This is a genomic window from Acinetobacter sp. V2 (assembly GCF_001188385.1).
Classification (GTDB): domain Bacteria; phylum Pseudomonadota; class Gammaproteobacteria; order Pseudomonadales; family Moraxellaceae; genus Acinetobacter; species Acinetobacter oleivorans.
On record NZ_JZFB01000003.1, the window covers coordinates 236,472 to 242,968 of the forward strand.

At 33.2% G+C, this 6,497-nt stretch carries 6 protein-coding genes; 3 read left to right on the top strand and 3 right to left on the bottom strand.

Annotation, left to right across the window (positions count from 1 at the left end; translation table 11 throughout):
- Positions 1 to 235: 235 nt before the first annotated feature.
- The 3 genes from UC75_RS12010 to UC75_RS12020 all read left to right on the top strand — a co-directional run bounded on the left by UC75_RS12010 (position 236) and on the right by UC75_RS12020 (position 3,387).
- Entirely contained in the window at positions 236 to 580 is a 345-nt protein-coding gene (locus tag UC75_RS12010; RefSeq protein WP_049837725.1) for a DUF3969 family protein, read from the top strand.
- A gap of 355 nt (positions 581 to 935) precedes the next feature.
- Positions 936 to 2,684 (top strand): FAD-dependent oxidoreductase, encoded by a 1,749-nt coding sequence (locus tag UC75_RS12015; protein WP_049837726.1) that lies wholly within the window; start codon positions 936 to 938, stop codon positions 2,682 to 2,684.
- Between the two features lie 385 nt (positions 2,685 to 3,069).
- Positions 3,070 to 3,387 carry a hypothetical protein gene (locus tag UC75_RS12020; RefSeq protein WP_128825272.1) on the top strand — a complete coding sequence of 106 codons (318 nt, stop codon included), beginning with the start codon at positions 3,070 to 3,072 and terminating at the stop codon, positions 3,385 to 3,387.
- 154 nt (positions 3,388 to 3,541) lie between these two features.
- Here UC75_RS12020 and UC75_RS12025 read toward each other — a convergent pair whose 3' ends face one another.
- From UC75_RS12025 to UC75_RS12035, 3 genes are all read right to left on the bottom strand, one after another.
- A complete protein-coding gene (locus UC75_RS12025) occupies positions 3,542 to 4,633 on the bottom strand; it encodes a M48 family metallopeptidase (RefSeq protein WP_049837728.1) in 1,092 nt (363 codons plus the stop codon).
- Positions 4,634 to 4,653: 20 nt separating this feature from the next.
- On the bottom strand, positions 4,654 to 5,742 hold the full coding sequence (locus tag UC75_RS12030) for a YjgN family protein (protein WP_049837729.1): 1,089 nt from the start codon (positions 5,740 to 5,742) through the stop codon (positions 4,654 to 4,656).
- Positions 5,743 to 6,100: 358 nt separating this feature from the next.
- Positions 6,101 to 6,367 (bottom strand): hypothetical protein, encoded by a 267-nt coding sequence (locus UC75_RS12035; protein ID WP_049837844.1) that lies wholly within the window; start codon positions 6,365 to 6,367, stop codon positions 6,101 to 6,103.
- Between the last annotated feature and the right edge of the window lie 130 nt (positions 6,368 to 6,497).

Sequence of the window (6,497 nt, forward strand, 5' to 3'; positions counted from 1 at the left end):
GAAAAGCCCCTGTAAAAAGCAGGGGCTTTTTTTATTTCTATGACATAAATTGATTGAGTTGCGTCAGCATCTAGTCTGGAGGTTGAAGGTTACTATACTTATTCTGTAGGATTTAAAGTGGCTTTTAATAGAAAAATTTAATAGAGTTACTTAGATATAAAATGAACATATCGATTATTACTAAAGCTAGTTTAATAAGATTTTTCGATTAATATAAGAATAGTTGGAGAGAAAAATGAGTAGATCTGGAAAAACTGATTTGGAAAAGTTAATTTTACTAATTAATCTAGGTGTTTTGTACTCTTTAAAAAATAATTATATAGATATAAATGAAGCTGAATATTTTTTGTATACACCATATATGCTTAGACTTTTGAAAGAAAATAATTGCTCTATCGACTTAATTAATATAATTCATAAAGGGACCGAACTAGAAGATCTTGGGGGATTAAAGATTGATTTTAAAAGTGAAGTAGAAAAAATGTTTAAGGAATGTGAGGATATGATCAAGAATTTTCCTGAAACTAGTTTCGAATTTGAAAAATGGTATGATCAAAATTTATTTAACAAATATAATTGAGATATATTTAATATAAAAATATTGCTGACACCTTATTAGATCTTGATACTATAGAAAGTAGTTTAGGAGCTTTGAAAAATTACGAATAATTTTAGAGTTTAAAGAATTATCAAAATTTATAAATAGCTGTTATTGGATAGAGATTGTATTTATGATTATTTTATAAATAGGGGGTATAGGAATAATTTATATTTAAGAATTAGGGTGAAATTTTATTTTACGCTTAATGTTGTGAATACTTTATTAATAACTGAACTTGATTTTTAGAAGCAATATTATATTCAAAATGGTTATTTGCTTTAAATGTATGTAGTAACTATTTAGCTGTCAAAAATATGTAAGTAATAGGATAAAAATGTTAGAAACTGATGTTTTAATTGTTGGAAGTGGTCCAGCTGGTTCTTCTGCTGCACTTATGTTAAGTAGTTATGGAATCAGAAATATCATAATAACTAAATATAGATGGCTGGCAAACAGTCCGCGTGCTCATTATATCAGTCAGAGAACTATGGAAATTGTTCGAGACTTGGGGATCTCAGATGAAGTAATCGCAAAAGCAGCACCAAAAGAAGTTATGGGAGATGTTGTTTATTGCACATCTTTAACTGGTGATGAAATTGGACGCTTTCCTTATGGAATGAATCATCCAGAAAGAATGTCAGAGTATGCTAAAGCAAGTCCCTGTGAACAGTGCGATCTTCCTCAACACCTATTTGAACCTATTTTACTTTCAAATGCAGCATCACGAGGGAGTCATCCAAGATTTGATACGGAATACTTATCTCATGTACAAGATGAGGATGGTGTAACAGTCACTGTTTTAGATAGATTAACTCAACAAACATACTTAATCCGCTGTAAGTATTTAATCGGAGCTGATGGTGCAAGTAGCCAAGTCGTAAAAGATTTAGATTTACCTATGGCAGGTAAAATGGGGAAAAGTGGCAGTATAAGCATTATTTTTAAAGCCGATTTAACAAAATATGTTTCACATCGACCGGGATACCTGTGGTGGATTATACAACCTGGAGCAAACATTGGTGGGATTGGCCTAGGGTTGTTGCGTATGGTCAGACCTTGGAATGAATGGCAGATTGTTTGGGGGTATGACATTGAAAAAGAAGAACCATCTCTCACTGATGATGAGGTGATTGCAATTTGCAAGCAGCTTATTGGTGATAACGACATTGAAATAAACATAAGTAGTAAGTCGTTATGGACAGTAAATGAAATGTATGCAGAGCAATACTCGAAAGGTCGTGTTTTCTGCATTGGTGATGCTGTCCATCGTCATCCACCTTCGAATGGTTTAGGTTCAAACTCATCTATACAGGATGCTTATAACTTATGTTGGAAATTAGCATTTGTATTAAATGACAAAGCGGGTAGTGGTCTATTAGATAGTTTTAATGAAGAAAGAGCACCTGTTGGTGAGCGAATTGTTAAGCGAGCAAATCAAAGTGTTAGAGAGTTCTCTACGATCTTTTCTGCTTTAGAGTTAGATGGAAAGTACAGTACAGAGACGATGCAAGGAAGCATAAATGCCTTAAGTGAAGGTAATGAACAAGGTGCTGTTAAACGCCGTGATTTAAGATCTGCAATTGAATATAAAGCTTATGAATTTGCTGCTTTAGGAGTCGAAACTAACGTACGGTATTATTCATCTGCAATTATTGGAGCAGAGTCTGCTATTGAAAATAAAATAGATTCTAGTAGAGATGAAGATCTTCATTATTATCCTTCATTTACCCCTGGCCATAAACTCCCTCATGTATGGTTAGTCAAAAATCATAAAAAAATATCAACCTTAGACTTAATCGGAAATGGAAAGTTTACGCTTTTCTGTTGGTTACAAGGTGACAAATGGAAGTGGGCTGTAGACAAACTTAATAAACAGCTTAACTTGGATATTAACGTTATACAGGTAGGTCCAAAAAGAGACGTTGAAGACTCTTATGGAGAACTTTCTCGCTCTTGGGGCAATGATGAGAATGCTTGCATCATGATCAGACCAGACGGCTATATTGCTTGGCAAAGCAACAAAATTGAATCGGCGGAAAATGAATTGCACAAAGCAATGTCATCAATACTTAGTTTAAATTAGGATTTCACTGCTTCACAAAATTCGACAAGCCTCTGTTAAAAGCAGGGGCTTTTTTATGTGAATATTTTTAGTACTTAGAAATCCATATAAATTTGGATTGAGTTAGGCAGATTTTGATTTCAGTTTAATTTTATATTTTGTAGTTAATTGCACTCTCATAATGGTCAATATCTTGTTAATCGTTTGAAGAATTCTTTCGGGTCAACTATTGCTGCTATATGTATAATTATGGGTAAAATGGCTCCTTATAATACTACCCCCTTTGTATCACTAACTTGCAAAGTAAAATCGATCTCGGTATACGCGCTAAATTTAAATTAAGAGATATGGATAATTCATGAATTTAATAAAACCTAGTAATAAGTTCTTTCTTGCAATTTTTCTTATGATGAATCTTTCAAACACATATGCAGCAAAAATACAGGCTGTAGATGCTGAAGTACAGGAGAGTGCTGTAGATGTAATGGAAGCTGCTGGAGCAGAAGCTGTAGGTGGGCAAGAGGATATGTGCCATGCTGACGAGGCGTGTGATGTTGCATCTGCTGTTTCTGAGGATGAAATGTACGGTGGGATTCAACAAGAATATGTTGTAAAAGGCTGCAAGGTAACAATCTACAACGATGGGCCTGTGAAAATGGTCAATGTAAAGACGGATCAACCATGTGATGCTCCACTTCCTAAAGACCATAAATTTTCTAGATAGACTCTGTGAGCCTATAAATTATTTTGTGCGTCTTTAAAAAAGTTTGAGTACTTAGCAGCTCATATGGAAATTTGGATTAAGTTAAGCAGATTGAGATTTCAGCTTAACTTTATATTTCATATTGTCTTGGGAATGAATCCTCGTTTTCTACTATTTAATCTTTAGCATGTTGTTTTTTCTCAAAATCATGAACCATTCGAATACGCTCTTCTGTTGCAGGATGAGAGGATAAAGTATCAAGCACAGCTGTAGATAATTTATTAGCTGAAGATTCTTCTTGAGAAGTTGGTGGATTGGATTGATTTTTTTTATCGATACCTTCTTCTGTTGTATCGCTTAAACGTTGTAAGAAATTTGCGAAGTGCGAGACTTCTATATGCTTCCTATCCATCAGCTGTAAAGCATATAGATCGGCTTCTGACTCAAATTTACGTGAGTAATTTGCACCAATCATAGCGGCAGGTAATGACGTAAATAAGTCTGAATTATCTCCTGTCATTGCAATGTATAATATACTTAGGCCTAAACTAGTTAACCCTTGTTGCAAACTATGGCGATAAACCAAATGGCCTTGTTCATGGGCTAATACGCCTAAGATTTCCTGATTAGTATGTGCCATTTTGATCAGTTCATCTGTGATGATAATCGTATTATTAGGTAGCGCTACAGCATTTGCCCCTAAATGATCGCCTTTACGAAACACTAATTTGGCTGGTCTGTTTTCAGCAATAGTATTCAAATATTGTTTAGTAATTTGGTCTTTTTGAGTTTGTGCTAATTGGCTGGGTGCAGTCCAATTATTTAATACATAATTCTCGGCTTCATCACCTAATTTCTTTAAAGTATTCTCAGGTAATTGAAAAGCAAGATAATGGGATGTAGCTGGAACACCCCATTTCACTAGACTGAACGCAAAAGTAATCACAAAAATTACACTAAAAAGAATAAGACTCGGAGAGCGTTCAAGTTTCCAAATCGAATGTTGAACCTTTTTAGTTGTGTAATTAAACCATTCAGGTAATGCACTATGAAATTCAATCCGTGCATCATCAGATAATTCAATCACTGGGTGTAACTGTCCCAGCGCACCAATCAATTTCATATCAGTATATTGATAATGACGCTGTTGTTCTAATTGCTCACCATACCGAATGAGAACTTCAGATTTAGATTGAGCTGAAATCTGAGCACGGTGAGGTTTAGACACTATGCCATCATAGAAAATGATATCTACTGCTTGGGACATAAATTATTAAACTCAGATTATTATAGAGAGATGTCAATATCAAAAATATCACTGATTTCTTCAGCTAAAGCACTTTGTTCTTGCTGAGCGAGATTCATCATTTGATCTGGATCATCTAATAAAATTAAACTCATCGATTCAATCTGATATTTGTGAATACGAACCGCAGCCCAAGCAGACATTAAACCTAGGGTTAAGATTTTTACAATCCAGTTTGAAGCTACAATCCATGCAAAACGCCATTGATTACAGTCTGTTTTAAATTGACTGTTTCCAACTGTAGTATTATTCCATGTCGTAATAAAAATACGTGCAGCAATTAATGGATAAATAAATAATCCAAGAAATGCATATACCATAACTATTCCGAAGACTGCAACGTTCGGTGAGAACCCAGCAATTGTTCCTGCCATAGCAAAGTAAATGATTGAAAAAATAGCAATTATACCAATTACAATAAAAACTGGTATATAAACTGCAGCCATATATGCAGACCATTTTGCGTTTAATTTAAAATTTAATTGTCCAGCATATAAGTTGTTTAGATAATATTTTTTATATAGCCAAATAGCTACAGGTGTAAAAATTCCTAATGTGAAAATATATACCAATATACTCAAAAGAAAGACTTTATAAGATTCTTTTATCGTTCCACCAAAATAAAAACGTGCGTTGCCGAACTTACTATTTCTTGCAGTAAAACGCAAAGTAGCGCGAATTAGCCAAGGTATTGCTGTATATAATGCAACTAGTCCAACCACAGTCGCAACTATTGAATACTGTGATGAAATTGCAAATACTGCGTAAATTCCTAATGCAATTAAACGTCCAATCAAAATCTTGGTCGGAATCCCTGTAAAATCAAAGCGGCGTTCAAAAAATTCTGTATTGCCATAGAAATAGCGTAAGCGACGAACTTTAGCCCACGGTGCATATAAGCTTAAAGTAATAATAGTCAAAAGAATATTAACGATCCAGATTCCAAAATATTCTGAGGCTTTACCATGAAACTTAAAATGATAAATTCCTGATTGAGAAATTGGTGGGGACGTAATATCTTGATCCTCATTCAAATCTTGAGGAGATGAGGGTAAAGCTTGTTCTTGCATTTTATTCTCTTTATTGAAACTAAATGATCTTGATTGAATGTAATAGGTAATTATAAAGCTATTGAGAACATTATATATTTTTTATAAATGGAAAGAAATAGAATGAAAAGCAAACAACTATTTTACCATTATATTCTTATTGAGTTGTTCCGAGTAAAAGCTTATTGTGTGAAGCATGCTTATTCGGTTTGAAGTGATATATCGGTACTTTATTGTGGTTTTAGATTTTAAATTTAGTAGTAAATCTAATTTAAACTAAAATTTTTCTGAATCATGCTATTCACTCTACTTAGTAGAATATACCTGATACAAACAGTCTTTCATAAATAGGCTATTTAAAAAAATTCTTAGCAAAAATTTATTGATTCCAATAAGTATTAAATGTTTCTTTAATGCCAATGTCATCCTCCATGTACTTATCAGGAGATATCTTTAATCCAACACCACTTAAATATATTACCGCTTTCCAAAGAAGCTCTTCTTTAATCGGAGGATCAAAAATTAAGTCTCGGTTATCCAGTGCATTCATTCTTATTCTTGCCCATTCTTCAGCATCCTCTCGGCTGATTTTATGGTTTAATAGATCGTTGAATACTTTTTGTACATCTAATAAAGATATTTTCATTTCATCATTTACCATTTTTATATTCTAATCTTACCTGTTGAAACTAATATATCTATATAAATTTTAAACCTGTTATAAACCCCAAATTAATAATAAATTTTAATTATTTATCCTTACTTTTTAATGATCT